This is a genomic window from Methanofollis sp. W23 (genome assembly GCF_017875325.1).
Lineage (GTDB): Archaea > Halobacteriota > Methanomicrobia > Methanomicrobiales > Methanofollaceae > Methanofollis.
The window spans coordinates 1,315,425-1,334,065 of record NZ_JAGGMN010000001.1 but is presented as its reverse complement, the minus strand read 5'-3'; the positions used below and the strand labels follow the sequence as shown (position 1 = coordinate 1,334,065).

Below are 18,641 nucleotides of genomic sequence, written 5' to 3'. Positions count from 1 at the left end.
TGAGGGGAGACACTCACGTACAGGGGTCTGGGGGCAGACTTACACTCCATGAATCCTCGGGCCAGGCGGAAATCGGGTATAATATCCCTGGTTTCATGAAGACCATTGCACTGCTATCATCGTCCTGGCCGGTCTCAAGGTTTAGACCCTCCATTATCTGCCCCCGGGGGCATCCCCTGTCCTCTCCCCTTTTGGGGAAGAGGGACTCATCGGTATGAATACCCTATTTTCGGTTCTGTAGAAATCCTTACAGTGACTATCTCTGCGGGGGGCGTGCCGCCCCCCGGGCCCCCCGCTACACGATAGGCCGAGGTCGGTAAATCTCTCTTCAGGTCCATTAATTGTGCCTTCCCTCCCTATTGTCATCGTTGGAGTCCAGGGGATGCGGCTGGAAGGAACTTATGAAAATTTTCGATAGAGCCCTGGCACGATCGATCTGGGAAGGCGATTGAGTCACTCTGATATCAGGAATGAGTGATGAGTTCTATAAATTCAGGGTTGGAAAAAGTTCTTTAGATGATTCAAATGAGAGAATACTATTTTTCGTCTCTCACCAGTTGGGGAGGTTGGGAGGACGACCGGAAGGAGTTGAGAAGATTGGAGATCATCAAGCGGCCAGTCTCCCGTCAAAGAGGGGCATCAAGAGGAACTCTCCAGATCCTATCTTCGAATCACCGCGCTGGTTCAGACGACGCGGGTCTCCCTGGCGCTCTTGTTTGTCGTGATTCATGTTATTTTCATCCTTAATATGAAGTAAAAACCTCAGTCTCCCTGAATTCAAGTAAGTTAATCTTATTTAATTTACCTATGACATCAAGTAACAATCTTTAATTGATCGAACATTAAGAATTTTATAAGGGACATTCTGCCATATCTGGCATTATTGTTGCTCATTTTATTGTTTAATCTGATATATGGAGCGATTTACTTGTTTGATGATCAACGAAAATCCATGAGGTTAGTGGGAATGGTCATCGCTGCAGCGATGCTCCTCCTCCTGCTAACTCTTGTCATCACACCGGCAGCGGCCGAACCGCTGACCGACTACCGGCACATCCATGTGCAGGTATCAAACGACGGAAATGCACGATTTAACACCTTCGGGAACGACACCTACTATGTCAAATGTGATGGCGGGGGCCTGAATGCCATGCACATCACCAATGACGCTTCAGTCAGAGGTGGTCAGGTCACGATCTCGTCTGACCAGTCCGGCACCTTCTACCTCACGAACACCGGTGGCAGAGGCTATAATGACGAAGTCATCCTGCTGCTTGCAGTGAATGGGACCATTCCTGACGACTTTGCTGTCCATATCAAGTCCAGTGGATACAGGTGGGAACCTGGTTCTATAGATGACAAGGAGTATGTCGCAGGAGCTGTTGACGAATCCTTCGGCAAAGAAGACTTCATCTATGGCCCGCAGATCTGGAGGCCATCCACTCAGCCTGACTATCCCTTCTTCTATGGCCAGGACATGACTGATACTGAGAACACCTTCAATTTCATGTTCATTGACCTCTGCCTCGGGCAGTTCTATGGTGATGAAAACACGACAGACCTCGGTGCAGTCAGGATTGACTACTCATTCGAGAACCTGGAGACCTTTGCGGCTTTTGACAACTACGGCTACTGCAAAGCTTCCAACCAGGATGAAGGCATCTCCTGGACGAACCGTGTGGCCGGATCAGGGAGCAGTGGATATAGCGTCATCGGAGTGCCTGCCCCGACGGAACCGACGCTGACTACCATCACTGTCTCTCCCGAGACTGCCACCCTCCTCGTCAACGAGAACCAGACTTTCACCGCAATGGGCTATGACCAGGACGGGAATGAGATGCCTGAGGTCGCCTTTGCATGGTCGAGCAGTAATGAGACGGTCGGCACAGTCAATGAGACTGGATATTTTGAGGCTCTCTCCTCAGGAACGACGACAGTCTTTGCTGTGAGCGGTGATGTCGAAGGAAGCGCGGCGGTCACGGTCACGGCTCTTCCCCAGGAACTGACCACCATCGAGGTTTCTGCAGCACCGGAACAGGTCCTGTACCCCGGCGAGGGACACCAGTTCACCGCCACCGCCTATGACCAGGAAGGCAATGAGATGCCTGGCATCACCTTCGCATGGTCGAGCAGCAACGAGACGGTCGGTACCGTGAATGAGACCGGGTGCTTCGAGGCCCTGGTTGCCGGCACCACGACGATCACTGCGGAAAACGGTGCAGTAAACGGAACAGTCGAGATCCCCGTCGAGACGCCGCCGGACTGGTCGTTCGACCTCAGCGGTGCCGAAGAGAAGAATGTCAGCAGGTCTGGATTCATCGACCTTGCAAACGAGCATCCTGCAGAGTACACCGACTACTCCTCCAACACCTGGGGTGGCGTTGACCTCAGGGTGCTTGTCGGAATGGTCGATGACGACGACCCAGCCACGCTCAACACCGCCCTCGCAGAGAAGGGCTATACGATCATTGTCAAGGGCGAACGGCGCAGTCGTCCCTTCACCCTGGAGATCCCGAGCACCGACCTGATCGGTGAGAAGCAGATGGTCGTTGCCAACACCATGAACGGCCAGGAGATCAGGCCCGGCACGTTTGGCAGGGAAGTCTACTGGCCCCTGAAGTTCCTCGGCGGATCGCGCGAGATCTCCGCCCTCACCGAAATCGAACTCTCTCTCCCCAAACCCTCCGAGATCAGAGTCACCCCCTCTGAGGCGGTGTTGAAGGTCGGTGAGACCGCGACGTTCAGTGCAGAGACCTTCGACCAGTACGGCAACGCAATCCCGGACACGCCATTTGCCTGGTCGACCGACGACGAGAGCCTCGGCACCATCGATGAGAACGGACTCTTCACTGCCGTCGCAGGCGGGTCGCTCAATGTCACGGCAACATATGCCGGTGCCACCGGCACGGCGGCGGTACGGGTTGTGCCGGCAGGTCATGAACCCGCAACCCTGTATATCGACGCCTCCGGCAGTGGCGACTACACGACTATCCAGGACGCGGTCACCGCGGCCTATGACTGGGATACCATCGTTGTGAGGGACGGAACCTACAACGAGACCGTGACGGTCGACAAATGTCTGACCATCAGATCAGAGAACGGCCCTGAGAAGACCATTCTCAATGCCCCGGATCCGACTGCAAAAGTTTTGCTGATCACCACCAAAGACGTCACCATCTCAGACCTCACCATCACCGGCAGTTCGCAGTCCTACAGGGGCCTTGCGGTCCTGGTGAAAGACGTTGAAGGAGTCACATTCTCAGGCAACATCATCAAGAATAACTGGAACGCGCTCTTCTTCGACGGGTGTTCCGGTTGCGTCGTCCGCGACAACACCTTTGTCAAGAACGCCTTCGGCGTCCACTGTGAACGGACCTCCGACTCTACGATCGTCGGCAACGAAGGCGTCGACAACAACTATGGGGCCTATATCCTGAACGGATGCACCGGGCTCACCGTGAGTGGGAACACGTTCACCGGTGGAGCGACCGGGATCAACATCGGGAGAGAGTGCACCGACAACCTTGTTGCTGAAAACACCCTCTGTCACATCTCGTCAACCGGGATCAGGATCGATGGTGCTGAGAACAGATTTACGAACAACACCATCGACGATATTCCCTTCTACGGGATCTATCTCCAGAACACCGGTGACAACGTCTTTACCGGCAATGTGATCAATGCATCCGCCAGAGCAGTCGGTCTGATCGGCGGTTACAACAATGTATTCGTCGGGAACGTCTTTTCGAACCCGACGTACTGGGCGCTCTACCTCGGTGGAGCCACGACAAAGGACAATGTCTTCTATCTGAACGATTTCGTGAACGTCCCAACCCCGACCTCTGCCGAGGTCAAGCAGGTCTGGCTGTCCCCCGAACCAGTCACCTACACCTATGAAGGGAACACCTACACCGCCCGCCTCGGCAACTATTGGGACACCTACACCGGTGTCGATAAGGAAGGCGACGGGATCGGAGACGAGGTCTATCAGATCGACGGTGTGAACGAACAATTCGGCCCGCTTGTAAAGCCGAAGGAGAACTACCTTGTATCAGCCCAGCCTGAGAACGGCACGGCGTCCGGGAAGGTCTCGCTGAAGGTACCGGGATGCACGTTCTCTGCCGGTGAAGGGGGGAAGAAGATCGCCGTCGACACCTCCCTTGTGGACAGCACCCTCTCTGACGACGGGAGTGAGGTCACGATCTACCGGGGTGCCTACACCCTGGTTTTCATGACCGACGGCAGTGCTACCATGGCGGGTGGGCAGATCACCGGGAACGTCACCGGCATCTCGCTGATCCCGCGGCAGCTCGTCCTTGAGTCCGCTGAAGCCGGCCTGGTCGGCGGGTCGATGGTCGTAAACCTCACTGCTCTTCCTGAGGATGCCGTGCTCGCCGCCACGCTCAGTGTCCACCCCTCTGCAGGGGTCGAATCGGCGTTTACCAGAACTCTCAACAAGCAGGGCCTGAAGAACAGGGGCATCGCCTCTCTCCTTCATGTCGAGAAGACTGGGCTTGAAGACGGTGCGGAGATTGCCAATGCCACGATCGTCATGAATGTGAGCAAGGCGTGGGTCGATGCAGTCGGTGGGCCCGGCAATGTCAGGATCCTCCGTCTCGGCGAAGATGGCCGCAGCAGTGTCCTGAACACTATCTGTGCCGGTCTGAATGATCAGTATGGATATGGGTTCTGTGCCGATTCGCCGGAAGGTCTCTGTGACTTTGGACTTGTTGCGGTCACAAATGCAGCAGCACCGCCAGCATCGCACTCTTCCTCTTCCAGCAGTGGCGGAAGTTCCAACGTCGCCGCGATCTCTGGCTCCATCCCTGCCGGGGAGTCGCAGACCTTTGCGGTGAGCAAGACAGCGATCACGAGGATCACGGTCGAGGCCTATGACGCGATCGACGACCTCTTGGTGACGGTGCAGAAGGCGTCTCTCACGAAGGACGTGCCAGCGCCGGAGGGCCCGACCTATCAACTCATCGAGACCGCCCTCTACCACACCGATGCATCGGCCATCGACACGGTGACCCTTGAGTTTGCGGTGCCGACGACCTGGCTCAAGGAGCACGACCTCTCCACCGGCAAGATCGTTCTCCTCGGGTACGAGAACGATGGGTGGAAGCCGCTCAAGACCACGTTCGTGAAGGAAGAGAACGGCCAGGCCCTGTACTCGGCCGAGGCCTCCGGGTTCTCGTACTTCGCAATCGCGAGCGGCGAGACCACCTCTGCCACCGGACAGGCCGATGAGACGGAGACGCCGACTCCGGTCGTGACCGATACACCTGCACCGGTCGAAGAGACGACCGTGCCGGCGAAGGCGGCGCCGACGACGCAGAAGTCACCGGTCCCCTGGTTCCTCTCCATCGCCGCGATCGGCGCCCTTTTCCTCGTGAAGAGGGACTGAAATCATCTCCTTTTTTTCTGTGCAGTAGGACCGAGTTCAACACATCTATTGAACCTCGGTAAAAAAACAAACTTCATCAGGGGACACGGAGATACAGAAGCATACTTGAACCCCTCTTTCTCTCAATGGTGGGAATATGATGAATGATATCAGAAAAAAATTTGGACGATCACTTCTTGTATTGACGGTGCTGGCGGTCTCCCTTCTCATCGCCTGTGTCGTCCCGGCCGCGGCCGAGGACATAGGCGGGATCACGATGCCGGGGTCCAACCACTTTGACCTCCAGCTCTCCGACGGGCTGACCAAGTACTTCAAGTTCGATGGCGGCGGGCTCAACGCCCTCCACATCAGCACCGACCCTGAGAATGAGCCGTTCGGGCAGGTGACGAACACCGAAGAACAGTCGGGTGTCTTCTATCTCACCAACACGGGGGGGAGAGGATTCACCGACGACATGATCCTGATGGTCGCGGTCAACGGCACCATCCCCGACGACTTCGCTCTCCACATCAGGGCGAGCGGTTACCGGTGGACCCCGACGACGGTCCTGAACATGCCCCCTGCGGCAGATGAGGTCGAGTACGTCGAGGGGTCGTACGAGGGGACGATCACGAAGGAAGACATCGTGTACAGCCCCCAAACCTGGAAACCCGCAGGGAACAACCAGCCAGGGGCATACCCGATCTATTATGGCCAGGACGTCTCTGACGGCTCAAACCCCTTCCATCTCGTCTTCATCGATCTCAATGCAGGGACACTCGGCGAAAATTCCCGGCTCAACGATTTAAGAGACGACGGTGCGGTCAGGGTGGAGTACGAGTTCGAGAACCTCCCCACCTATGCTGCGTTCAACTCCTATGGCTGGTGCAACCAGTCCAACCAGGGCCTCGGGATCTCATGGACGAACCGCGTCTCAGGTCCGGGGAGCAGCGGGTTTTCGGTTGTCGGGACGGCGCCGTCGGGCACGGGCGATGTCTCCCCTGACGGAGGGAGCGACGGGACCACAGATGCCTCAGGTCTCTCTGGAAAAGAGACAACCGCTCCACCCGGCAACTACCTGAACGGCTCGGTCTCTCTCCTCCCTGTCACCGGAACCGGTGGAGTTCTGGGTGCGGGAGAGCGGACGACCCTGACCTTCAACCCGGGAAATGAAACAGGTTTTGTCGAGAGCGCAGTCCTCTATCTCTTCGTGAGCGATGCAAAGAATAAAGAGGACGGCACCGGGACTGAACCCGACCTGACCGTCTTGATCGACGGGACGACGGTCACGCCTGACAAGACCTTCACCGACCGGGCAGGGAAGAAGGACGCAGCGGTGGCGGCGACCTATCTCTTCAACCTTGAAGAGATCACGCCTGGTGATACCTCTGTCACCGTCGAGAATGGTGACGGCATCTGCACCCTCGACGGCGGGGCGCTCCTGGTGGTGCGTGAAGACCTGGCTCTCCCTGAGGTCACCTGGCAGGTCGTGGCCGGGTGCGATGCCCTGGCCATCGATGAGGAAGGCGGAGTCTTCGAGGACGACGCCATGAGCCAGGCCATCTTCGACGACCCCCTCGACCTCGACCAGACGGCCGCCGCCCGTCTGCTTGTGGCGGGCACCGGGCCGACCTCGATCCTCGGGTTCAATGACCGCGAGTGGACTGACGCCCTGCACGCCGACGGCAGGCTCTTAATGGCAGACCTCGACGTCCTCCCGGTGCTCTTCCCGAGAGAGAACACCGCAATGATGCGGGCGACGAAGGACGCCGCCACCGGTGGGGTGCTGGAGAGCAGGGTCGCGGTCCTGGTCACGACCGCCGGCACTCCCCCGGGCCGCAGTGACTCGGGTGCCGCATCCTCGACCGCACCGATGACCAGGGCCTTCATCACCGACAACCAGGTTGTCAAGAAGGTCTCGGCAACCCTCCCTGAGCAGCGTTCCCCTATCCATCTCGAAGTGCATGACCAGGAGTCCGCCGGTGCGGTGCAGGCCCCTGATGCCCCGGTCTATCGCTATCTCGACATCGGCCTGAATGGTGCGAGGGCCGATCCCACCGCACTTACGGTCACGTTCAGGGTGCCCCTCTCCTGGATCGAGGACCAGGAACTCGAAGCTCGTGACGTCGCTCTGATGTGCCATGACGGCACCGCCTGGACCGCACTCGCCACCGATGCAGGGAGCGTGAGAGACGGGTACCAGGAGTTCTCGGCATCGTCAGATACGCTCTCCCTCTTTGCCGTGGCCGGTGTGCCGGGCGCTGATGTGCAGGTCGCGCAGGAAGGGGCCGCAGGCGGACCAGATGGAAACGACATCCCCCCTACCTCCCCACAGGAATCTTCGCCCGCATGGGCGCTCTCTCTGGCTGCCGCCGGTGCGGCGCTACTGATCAGGCAGAATTCTTGAGATCTGAGCAAGTAATAGATATAAATATTTTTTTCTTTTCGATTTGTGTGAATTTTAGCTATTTTCGGAAATTGCTGGCATTTGTGGATTCCCCAGATATTCCGTAAAACACGTTAATTTAACATTTTGAATCTGGTAACCCTTTTTATGCCTCTGCTGGGAGATTTATTGTGTAGATCACTGGAATGGAGGCTCCCCCTCCTGATTATGAGGTGAGTACGTGAAGATGAAGAACCGATTTATAATCCTGGCACTTCTGGTCTTTGCCGTTGCAGGGATGCTTGTCGCCCCTGTGGCTGCGGGAGACCCAACTCCCACGACCGAAGTGACCGTGATAAAACTGGCTGAAGACGGTACCAAACTTGATGAGGTACCGATCAGCCTCAACACATTGAAAGCAGGTAGACCAGACCTCCCCATCCAGGGAGATGGTGAGACCCACTATTATCACCAGGGTCCGGTCACCTCAGATCCCTGGAACCTTGCCGAGGACCAGAACCTTCTGGACATGGGCGCCCTGAAGGGTACCGATCTCAAGGATCTCTGTGAGGTCGTCGGCATGGATGAAGGGGACACGGTGACGGTCACCCCCATCGACAACTATGACCCACAGACCTACCCTTACGAGAATGTGTACAACCCCGACCCCAGACAGGGGAAGATGGTCGTCACCTGGTACAAGGATGGGGCAGATGTGCCTGAGTATTATGATGGGATGCGCCTGGTCTTCTTTGCCGAGACCACCAATGCAGACGGCAAGCATGTCTTCGGCAACCAGGACATGAAGGACTGCCTCCCTGACAACTGTCATTATAATGACGGCCTCCCCTCCTCAAAGGGCCTCTCCTCAAAGGCAGTCACCAACATCACCGTCCAGAGTGGTGACCCCGCCCCAGAGGACTGGTCCATCACCCTCAACGGTTCGACCGACCGCACCCTCACCAGGGACGAGTTCATCACCCTTGCTGCGGCACACCCTGCTTCATTCCAGACAAACAAATTTGGTCTTCTTGAAGGCGCTGACCTCTCTGCGGTCATCGGTCTTGTCGACGACGACGACCCCGCGACCGTGAACAAAGCCCTCGCCGCGCAGAACTACACGATCACGGTCTACGGTGAGAAGAAGGGCACAGAACAGATCTCTACCTTCTACTCCACCGAAGTGACGGACGGCGAGAAGACCTATGTCCTCGGGAACAGACTCGACGGCATCGAACTGAACAAGACCGGGATTGACGGCCGCGTCTTCTTCCCCCTCTACTTGCAGGGGACCGGTGTGGATGGGACCCAGCGGGCACTTGAAGGGATCTCGAAGATCGAACTCGACCTGCCAGATCAGCCTGGCGGGGACGTCGACGTACTCTATGACGGCGAAGTCACGCTCACGCCAGAGACCTTTACTGTCATGGCCTATAATGGCGATGTCGAGACCGACCGTGAGGTCAACCGACTGACTGCTCTCGGTGCCCTTGATGCGGTATCGGAGATCGAGGCCTTCACCTACAAGGTCGGCGACAAAGACTGGCCGACGCTCTATCTTGACGACATCGGGAAGTACGCCTACAACAGGAGTGCCAAAGATGCAACGCCTGGTTACAAGTATACCTGGACCTGCCTCTTGAACGACGACACTGTCCTTGACGGGTATGACAACAACCCGATGGCGGTCAATGTCTACGAACTCCACGACGGCGACCGTCTCCTCTTCTATTACGGTGACACGAAGATCGAGAACTTCGGGCCTGAGAAGGCAGACGCGATCGTGCGAATCACCGTCAGGATCAGCGATGGCATCGACTCTCTCTATGACGGCGGTGTAATCCTTGAAGAGGGCACATTTGACCAGACGGTCAATACCAACGTCTACCAGGTCAACAACTTCACCCCTCTCGGAGCGTTACACGCAGCCGCAGAGGTGGGCGGCTTTGACTATGTGCTCACCGACAAGAAGATGACAGATAGCGGCATCCTGATGCTCGACGACGTCGGGGAGTACACCTTCAGAAAAGTCAAGGACGAGGGTGGAAAAACTGTCGAGCAGTGGGCATGGACATGCTCGGTCGACGGCGCCACGCTTGACGACTACGGCAACCCCTCCACCGAGGGTCTGAATATCTACCCGCTTGAGAACGACAATGATGTCCTCTTCTACTATGGCGACATCAAGCAGGATGGTTATGGTCCCGAAAAAGCCATCGCCAAAGTTAGAATTTTCATCGGTGGCGAACCACCAGTTGAAAAGAACTGGGCCCTTACGCTGAAGGGCAAGACCCCGCTCTCGTTCACCAGGGCACAGTTTGAACAGGCAGTGGCCTGCGGCCATGTCGCCACCTACACCAACGAGGACGGCGAATGGAAGGGCGTGCCCCTCTGGTACCTCGTGGGAGCAGTCGACGACGAGGAGAGCGGCGACCACTACACCTTCAACGACGAACTGGCCGCTGAAGGCTACTCGGTGAAGGTCACCGACCGGAACCGTACAAGTCCATACGACATCAACTTCCCGAGCGAAACCATTGCCAGGGACGACACCTATATCGTGGCCAACACCCTGAACGGGGAGCCCCTGCCTGAACTGACCTCTGGAGGCAAACCCTGCTGGCCGCTCCAGATGGTGGGCCCGGATGTAACCATGGGCAAGAAGATCGGGAATATCGGCACCATCGAACTTGTCGGTCTCCCTGATCCTTCAGAAGGCTGGAGACTTACCCTGAAGGGTGATATCGAAGACACCTTTACGCAGGCGTTCTTCGAAGAGTCTGTCAGGTGCCACGGCGTCACCTACACCGACGAGGACGGTGAGTGGAAGGGCATTCCACTCTGGTACTTCGCCGGATGGGTCGACGACCACATCGTCCATGGTCAGGATGCATTCAATGACAATCTCGCTGCAGATGGCTATACTGTGAAGGTGAGTGCGCCAGACGGATTCAATGCAACCTTCGACAGCGCCGACGTCGCAAAGAGTCCCAACTATATCGTGGCCAACACTCTCAACGGAGAACCGCTTGCAGAGGGAGACTTCCCGCTCAAACTGGTAGGGAAGAACGTCACCTCTGGGAAACAGAAAGTCGGAACCATCAGTGAGATCTCACTTGTCGGCCTGCCGGGAGGCCCGAAACCCGGCGAATGGACCCTCACTCTGAAGGGTGAGATCACCGATACCTTCACCCAGAGCGAGTTTGAGGCGGCAGCGGCATGTCCATACCACACCGTCACCTGGACTGACAATAAGAACCGTGAATGGTCGGGTATCTCACTCTGGAGTCTCTGCGGATGGGTCGACGACTACACCATCCATGGCTCTGGCGCATTTAACACAAAACTTGCTGCACAGGGTTACACGGTGATAGTCACCGGGTCTGGGGACTACAGCAAGGAGTTCAGTAGCGAAGCGATCTCGAAGAACAACGATTTCATCATTGCCAACAAACTGAACGGGACCCCTCTGACTAACGAAAACGGTTACCCAGTCAGGTTGGTCGGTTCTGCACTGACCGAAGGCTCTCAAAGTGTTGCCAGTATCAAAAGCATCGAACTGACCGAGTTCCAGAAACCGACCGAGATCCCCACGGTGCGGATCGTCAAGTACGCCGAAGATCGCACGACGGTCATCGGCGAGAAAACCGTCGACTACACCTGGATGAAGGAGAACCTCAAGGTCTATGGAGATGGCGAGACATATTACCGCTATGAAGGCCTGAACTTCCCACCCAACGACCCATGGGACCAGGACGAGACCTATCCTCATGGTTACTTCAAGATCGAAGAGCAGATGATGGGCACCTCAGTCCGTGACCTCTGCGACCTTGTTGGCGGTATGGGCCCGGACACCGAGATCACCTTCGCCGCCCCTGACGGATGGGAGACGACCCTCCATTACGACAACATCTATGCTCCGGATGAGCGGCAGGGCGAGGCCGTCCTTGCCTGGTACTCCGGAGGGAAGGGCTATGTCCCTGACTACAATGACGGGTATCGGCTCTTCTTCACGCCCGAAGACCGCATTTTCGGCCAGTGGGACATGCACGAGTGCATCGACGAGAAGTACTGGCACTACAACTCCGGCCTCCCGTCCTGCGCCGGTCTCTCGGCCAAATATGTCTCAGAGATCAGGATCTACGACGTGCCTGAACCAGACTGGAACCTCCAGCTCGAAGGGGCCATAGACAAGGCCATCAGCAAGGGTTACTTTGAGAGCGGTCTTGCCTGCACCATGGGCGCCAACCATGAGAAGTCCTATATCGACAAGAAAGGTAGAGAATGGTCTGGTATGCCCCTCTGGTTCCTCCTTGGCTATGTCGACGACGAGAACTTCCATACTGGTAAGTCATTCAATGCCGACCTTGCAAGAGAAGGCTATGATGTCCATATCATCGGCCGCGACGGTTCAGAGACAGTCATCAACAGCCGCGATGCGATGTACAGCGACAACTACATCCTTGCAAACTCGCTGAACGGCCTGCATCTCGACGGTGACGATGAAAATTGGCCGCTCAGGCTTGTGGGCGAGAATGTCAGCGGCATGGACACCATCAAGGGCGTCGTCAAGATCGCCTTCATCCCGTCGACCATGGAAGACGAGGTCGTCGCCATCGGTGACATCGGTGCCGGTGAGAATACGACGCTCGACCTTGAAGAGGGAGCGTTCTCGGCGATCACCATCAAGGCCGCCGGTGACATCACAGATGGAAAACTCGCGATCAGAACCCCTGAAGAACTCCCTAACTACATCGACACACCGGCAGAGAGGATCTACCAGTACCTCCATGTCGTCTACCCGGCCCCAGAGAACACCATCGACGAGGCCGTCATCACCTTTGACCTCCCGGTCAGCTGGCTGTGTGACCACGGGATGAAGGCCGGCGATGTGAAGTTGATGCGGTACACCGACGGTGCCTGGCAGACTCTCACGACCACATATGTCAAGGAGGAGAATGGAAGAGCGTACTTCAGTGCAACCACCGACAAATTCTGCTACTTCGCGGTCGGCGGTGCAGCACCTGAACCCAAACCAGATCCAAAACCGGTCAGCCATACTTCTTCCTCCAGCAGCGGTTCCTCCGATGTCTCCGCCTTTGCCGCTTCATTCAAGCCCGACGAGACGAAGACCTTCCTGGTAGGCGAGACGGCGATCGAAAAGATCACGGTCACCGCCTACGAAGAAGTTTCAGACTTCCTGGTCACAGTGAAGAAGGCCCATCTCGGAAACGACGTCCAGATGCCTGACGGCCAGGTGTATGAACTCCAGGAGGTCACCCTCTACCATGCCGACCCTGCGGCGCTCGACGGGATCACCCTCGAGTTCGCCGTGCCATCGACCTGGCTTGAGAGTCATGATGTCGAGGCAGGCGACGTGGTCATGCTGAGGTATGTCGACGGCGCCTGGAAGCACCTCGACACCACCCTTGTCAGCGAGGAGAATGACAGGGCAGTCTACCGCGCCGACTCGCCAGGGTTCTCGTACTTCGCCATCGTCACCATGACGGGCGGGGCCGCAGAGCCTGAGGAGACGCAGCCGGCAGTCGAGGCCCCGGTCGAGACCCCGACCATGCCGGTGAACCAGACGGCAGATGAGACGACGGTGCCGACCACCGCACCGACCAAGACCCCGGTCTTCTGGGGCCTGCCGCTCATCGCCCTCGGTGCACTCCTGGTCCTCAGGAGAAAATAATCCCCATTTTTTTATGCAACATGAATTTTTCCGGATTTGAAAAAGGAGTTGAATGACAAATGAAAGAGCACGGCGTATTGAAAATCGCCCCACTCGTGCTGCTCATGCTGGTCTTCATGATACCGGCGGCCGCCGCGACGAGCGAGGTGCATGTCGTCAAGTACGCCCCTGACGGGACCACCGTCCTGGACGAGCGGACTGTAGATTACACATGGATGGAGGAGAACCTGCCTGTCCTTGGGGACGGCAAGACCCATTATTACCACCAGGGCCCGACCTTCAACGAGTCTGACCTCTGGGACCCTGCCGAATACCAGAACGTCGACACACGTGATCTGGGTGCGGTGAAAGGGACCGCGGTCAGCGACCTCTGCGACCTTGTCGGCGGCATGACCGCCGGCGATACCCTCAAGGTCAAGGCTGAAGACGGGTTCTACAAGAAATTCTCCTACGAGAGCGTCTACGAGGAAGACCCACGAAAAGGATCCATGGGGATCGCCTGGTACGTGGGCGAGGACTCCCTCACCGGCGACCCGCAGGGGTCAGGGTATGTCCCTGAGTATTATGACGGCATGCGCCTGATCTTCTTTGCCGACACCTCGACCAATCCCTGGGGCTGGCATGTCTTTGGGAACAATGATATGAAAGAGACCCTCCCTGAGAACGAGTGGCATTTCTTCGGCGGCGACTGGCCCTCGACGAGCGGGCTTTCAGTCAAGCATGTGGGCGAACTCGCGATCACGGCACATGACGCCGGGAACGATACCGGCGATCTCCCGACGACCCCGGCCACCGAGTCTCCCCTCTCTCCCCTGGCAGGGCTCCTTGCCCTCTGTGCCGTCGCCGCCCTGAGGAGGTGAACCAGCCATGAAGAGCATGCACAGCACGACGGCCAGGTGCCTGGCCGTCGCCGCACTCTTTCTTTTTCTTGCAGCATTGATCGCGGTCCCTGCCTCTGCGGCGCCGACGACCGAATTGACAATTACTAAACTGGCAAACGACGAGAAGACAGTCCTCGACCAGAAGACCGTCACCTGGGAGTGGATGAGAGACAATCTCCCTGTGCAGGGCGACGGCGAGACGACCTATTACAACCAGGGCCCGATCTTTGAGGGGGGCTGGAAAGAGGCCCATCCTGGCGAGGAGTATAACTACTGGAACCCGACCGAGGACATCAACCTTGATTATAAGGACTATGGCGAGTTCATGGGCACTGACGTCAAAGACCTCTGCGACCTCGTCGGTGGGGCGGCAGAGGGAGACATGATCGAGATCAAGGCCTGTGACGGGATGTATAAAAAGTGGCCGGCAGAGTACGTCAATTCTCCCAACCCCAGGCAGGGCCCGATGGTGATTGCCTGGTATCATGGAAAAGAAGATGAGGGGCATGGTTATGGCTACATCGACGAAGGATTTTCAAATGGCATGCGCCTCTACTTCCTCTCCGAGACTATGAACGATGCCGGGATGCATGTCTGGGGCAACTGGGACATGCACGAGTCGTGGGATGAGGAGTATTGGTATTTCTATAATAACGAGTTGCCCTCAGCAAGCGGTAACTCAGTCTATCATGTCGATCGGATCACTATCTTCAGCCAGATCGATCCCAGCCAGGGCGGTTCCTCCTCTGGTAGCGGAGGGGGCGGCGATAGCGGAGGGTTCTCAAAGTCCCACGGGTTCGAGGGCGCAATGCTCACCCAGGCCCTTCATGGGACAGTGAACGGTTCGGTCTCTCTTCTCCAGACCGATGGCGGTGCACAGAACATCACCTCCGGCGAGACCGCACACTTCACGCTCAACACCACCGGGCTTGAGGACGTCGAGACCGCACGCCTGTACCTCTTCGGGACCAACAACACCGCAAAGGACGAGGCCAAGAAGGACGATCTCTCTGCCGTGCTCGACTCGCAGACACTCACTCTCGCCGAATATTATGCCGACCTCGGCCCTGACGACGACGAACCTGCCGTCGAGACCTGGTGCTATGATCTCAAGGCTCCGGTGCCGGCAGGCAACCTCTCACTTGACATGAACTATCATGGCCCTGAAGAGACCGGGCTCACCCTGTACGGCGGGGTGCTCTTTGCGGTCGTCAGGGAGAATGAAACGACCACTACCTACTGGGTGGCCGAGGGTGCGGACGCCATCGAGGCCGACCAGGCTGCGGGTGTCAAGGAAGAAGCCGCGACCAGCAAGGCGGAGTTTGCCGAAGAGGTCATGCGAAACGGGGATATCGAGGCCAGGGTCTTCTCGGTCGTGACCGGGGCATGCGGGAACGACACCTACACCAACGCTCTCACCTTCCATGACGGAGAGTGGATGAACCTCCTCAATGCAGGTGAAGAGAAGATCTCGATCGGAGAGGCTGAGGTGACTCCGTACCTCAGGCCGGTGGAGAACACCCTTGCCGTCTCCAGCGTCTCCTATGATGAACGCGGCGATTATCTGGAGAACCGTCTTGCGGTCCTGGTCGTCGGCGACGCAGAGCCGGAGGCTGAGCCGACGCCGACACAGACAACGCCACCCCCCACCGTCGTCCAGACCACCGCCACGCTCCCGCCCACCACCCAACTTGCGGCAGGAGATGGCGAGGACACCGAGGAAGGAGATCTCTGGTCCGGGCTTTTTGGTTGGCTTCATGGCCTCCCGCTCGTTGGCTCGCTCTTCCCGGCACCGGAGGCCGATATTCCTGCGGTACCCACGCCGCCTCCGGTCCTTGAACCAGTCTCGACCCCCACGCCCGCACCTGCGCTCCCTGAGAGCGCATCCCTCACCATCATCACCGCCCCGGCCGGAGCACAGGTCGTCCTTGACGGGGAGTATCTCGGGACGATCACCCCGGCCAGACTGGAGGACGTGTCCACCGGCACCCACTCCCTCGAATTGGTCCTTGAGGGCTATCGCCCTTACGAGACCACCTTTGACCTCACCGAGGAGACCGATGTGACCGTTGCCCTTGAATCCACCAACCCCAACAGGAAAGTCGACCCGAACGGCCTGGACCTCCTTGCCACGCAGGGGAGCGACCTGCGCTCTGGTGGGATCTATGTCGACGCCTCTGACGCAGGGGCCACGATCTATATCGACGGCAGAAAGATCGAGGGAAAAACTCCCAAGGTGGTCAACGGCCTCAAGGAAGGGCGGCACAAGGTGAAGATCAAAAAAGACAAGATCTCGTATAATGTCGACACCAAGGAGGTCTGGGTCATCGCCGGTAAGATCGTCCCAGCCTATTTCAGCCGTTATGAAGGCGGTTCCATGGACCGTGCGGTCACCATCGAGGCCCCTGGCTTCAAGGGCGAGATGTGTGCCGTCAATGGGCATGCGACCGGCAAGAAGATCCCGGCAAAGGTGAAGGTTCCGCCGCTCACGGCATATGTCTCTCTCTGCCATAACGCCACCTTCCTCTCTTTCCCGGTCTCGGACCGGGCGGAGGATGGCGGGACCGTGACGCTTGATGACGTGCCTGCTCTGACCACCCTCAGGGTCGACTCGACTCCGGGCGGGGCCGAGGTCTTCATCGACGGCTTTGCCACCGGTCACGCGACACCTGCCCTCATCGAGAATGTCTCGTACGGGCGGCATGGCGTGATGGTCACAAAGCCGGGGTATCTCCCCAAAGAGGATGAGGTCTTCATCCCTGAGAGGATCGACGACCGCGCGATAAAGTTCACCCTGGATACCTATGCCCACGGCAGTCTGTATGTGAACAGCACCCCGGCGGGAGGGCGGATCTATCTCTACGAGAAGAACACCGGAGAGGTCACCCCGCACCTCTTCACCGGGATGGACCTCGGAAAGTACTCTGTCAAGGTGGTCGGGCGCTCTGACTCAAAGACCGTTGAAGACGTGATGGTCCACCCGGACCAGGTGGCGACCTGTGAGGTCAGGTTGAGGAGATGATTGGCGTAAGATCTTCTGAGCAGAAGGGCGGCGTCGCATGGCTCCTTCTTGCCATGCTCCTCCTCCCTGCCGCAGCGACGGCAGCGGGGGACGCCCTCCTCTGGGGGCCGTATGTCACCGGGACCGACGAGACCTCGGCGGTCGTCTCATGGAAGACCGCCGGGCCGACGGCCGGGGGTGTGGTGGCCTACGCCGATGAGACAACCTTTCAGGAGGAGGGATACACCGCGGAGGTGACCGACGACGTCACAACCTCGCTCCACCACGTCGCCCTCACCGATCTGACCCCTGGGACTGTCTATCACTACGCGGTAAACACCGACGGGGCGACCGGCCCTGACTGCCGGTTCAGGACTTTCGGGGAGGGGGCATGCACCTTTGTGGTCTACAGCGACACGCGAGGCCAGGCCCCTTACTTCACCCCCATGGAACGGCATAAACTGGTCGCCGACCGGATTGCGATGGAGGAGAGCCTCTCGTTTGTCCTCCACTGCGGGGACTTCGTCACCTTCGGGCATGACCTCGACGAGTGGAACCAGTTCTTCGCGTCAGGACGGCAGATGCTTTCGAACACCACCCTCTACCCGGCCCTCGGCAACCACGAAGGGAACCGTTCGGTGTACTACGAGACTTTCGAGGTGCCTGAGTGGTACTCCTTCGACTGCGGCCGGGCCCACGTTGCGGTCCTCGACTCCAATGACTGGGCGAAGGGGCGGCTCGACGAAGAGACCGTATGGCTGGAAGACGACCTTGCCGGTGCCGAGGAGCAGTGGACTTTTGCCGCCTTCCATCACCCGGTCTTCTCCTCCAATGAGCGCCACCGGGGCGGGGACCGCACTCTCCGCGAGGCCTGGACCCCGCTCTTCGAGCGCTACGGTGTTGCCGGGGTTTTCAGCGGGCATGTCCATGCCTACGAGCGCTACGAAGTGAACGGGACCGAATACTTCGTAGTCCCCTGCGGCGGGGAAGCGCTCTACCCGCTTGCAGAGGAAAAAATGGCCGGGTATGCGAACAGTCTTGAGCACACCCTCGCCTACCTCCGGGTCCACGTGACCGCTGAGAATGTCACCGCCGAACTGGTGCCGGTGGCAACGCTCTCTGAGGACAGCAAGGAGGTCGTGGCCCTCCACCCCCCTGACGCCGTCTTCGAGACCGTGGTGATGACGCCGCAACGTGGAGGGGGAGAGCCCGCACAGACGCCGCTCTCTCCGTTCAGCGCATGCGCGGCATTTGGTCTCGCGACTCTGTGGCTGAGAAAAATATGGTGATTG

Annotated in this window: 6 protein-coding genes; all 6 read left to right on the top strand. The window is 58.1% G+C overall.

The window, feature by feature from the left end; translation table 11 throughout:
- Positions 1 to 952 precede the first annotated feature (952 nt).
- The 6 genes from J2129_RS05585 (at position 953) to J2129_RS05560 (ending at position 18,638) form a co-directional block, all read left to right on the top strand.
- Entirely contained in the window at positions 953 to 5,407 is a 4,455-nt protein-coding gene (locus tag J2129_RS05585; protein ID WP_209629930.1) for a NosD domain-containing protein, read from the top strand.
- A 139-nt stretch (positions 5,408 to 5,546) separates the two neighbouring features.
- Positions 5,547 to 7,793 carry a DUF3344 domain-containing protein gene (locus J2129_RS05580; protein ID WP_209629929.1) on the top strand — a complete coding sequence of 749 codons (2,247 nt, stop codon included), beginning with the start codon at positions 5,547 to 5,549 and terminating at the stop codon, positions 7,791 to 7,793.
- Between the two features lie 226 nt (positions 7,794 to 8,019).
- Positions 8,020 to 13,467: a PGF-pre-PGF domain-containing protein gene (locus J2129_RS05575; RefSeq protein WP_209629928.1), complete on the top strand. Its 5,448-nt coding sequence runs from the start codon at positions 8,020 to 8,022 to the stop codon at positions 13,465 to 13,467.
- A 59-nt stretch (positions 13,468 to 13,526) separates the two neighbouring features.
- Positions 13,527 to 14,327: an argininosuccinate synthase gene (locus J2129_RS05570; protein WP_245320641.1), complete on the top strand. Its 801-nt coding sequence runs from the start codon at positions 13,527 to 13,529 to the stop codon at positions 14,325 to 14,327.
- A gap of 7 nt (positions 14,328 to 14,334) precedes the next feature.
- The gene (locus J2129_RS05565) at positions 14,335 to 17,370 is read left to right on the top strand and encodes a PEGA domain-containing protein (RefSeq protein ID WP_209629927.1); all 3,036 of its coding nucleotides are present in this window, start codon (positions 14,335 to 14,337) and stop codon (positions 17,368 to 17,370) included.
- Positions 17,367 to 18,638, top strand: a complete 1,272-nt coding sequence (locus tag J2129_RS05560; protein WP_209629926.1) for a metallophosphoesterase family protein — start codon at positions 17,367 to 17,369, stop codon at positions 18,636 to 18,638. The genes J2129_RS05565 and J2129_RS05560 overlap by 4 nt, the downstream gene beginning before the upstream one ends.
- Positions 18,639 to 18,641 lie beyond the last annotated feature (3 nt).